The sequence below is a fragment of the Dendronalium phyllosphericum CENA369 genome, assembly GCF_016056275.1.
Taxonomy (GTDB): domain Bacteria; phylum Cyanobacteriota; class Cyanobacteriia; order Cyanobacteriales; family Nostocaceae; genus Dendronalium; species Dendronalium phyllosphericum.
The window spans coordinates 1-654 of sequence record NZ_JAECZA010000172.1 but is presented as its reverse complement, the minus strand read 5'-3'; the positions used below and the strand labels follow the sequence as shown (position 1 = coordinate 654).

The window sequence follows — 654 nt, the reverse complement described above, 5'->3', positions numbered from 1 at the left end:
CTTCGGGACTTAAAATAAAACTTCCCGCTTTTTCAGATAGTTCATCTTCTTTAAAACGAATCAAAGAATTGTTTTCTTGCGCTGCAACCCATTTGTAAAGCTGCTCTTCATAAAAACCAGACTCTTTCAATTTAAAAAGAGCAAGAGTGCAAAATTGTCTGATAAAAGGAGCGCCTGCTCTTTGCTGCTGGTCTTTAAGAAATTCAATGCTTTTGGGGCTTTGATGATTGACCATTAGCTCAATTAAAAGAGGGACAAGTTCAGTTTGTTTATGGTCCATGACTAGTTTTGCAGCGGTTAAAAAATCTTCTTCGGAAAGTTCTAAGCAAAGTTGAAGAATCTGCTGTCTAAAGAGGAGCGATTGAGAAAGAAGTCCTGGATAAAGACTCTTTTTATGTTCAGCGTTAGGAATGACTCTCCAACAAGACAAGCTTCCTGCAGGAGATGAAACCGCTTGGAATCCTAAATCTCTTTGATCTTTGACTAAAAACTCCTTTAAAAGAGCTTCTGAGATCGGAATTTTTTTCTTTATCAAAGACAAAGCAGCATTTGCACGGACACTTAAATCAGTATCGAGAAGAAGATTTTTTAAAAAATCAGTTGAGTCGTTGACATCACTGAGTAAAAAAATGGCAAATGGGTTTCGTTCTTTTG

The 654-nt window shown here is 36.9% G+C and carries 1 protein-coding gene; it reads right to left on the bottom strand.

The genetic code is table 11. The features are described 5' to 3' along the window. The coding region (locus I8752_RS21955; protein ID WP_214434399.1) for a hypothetical protein at window positions 1-654 on the bottom strand (654 nt) is incomplete at both ends.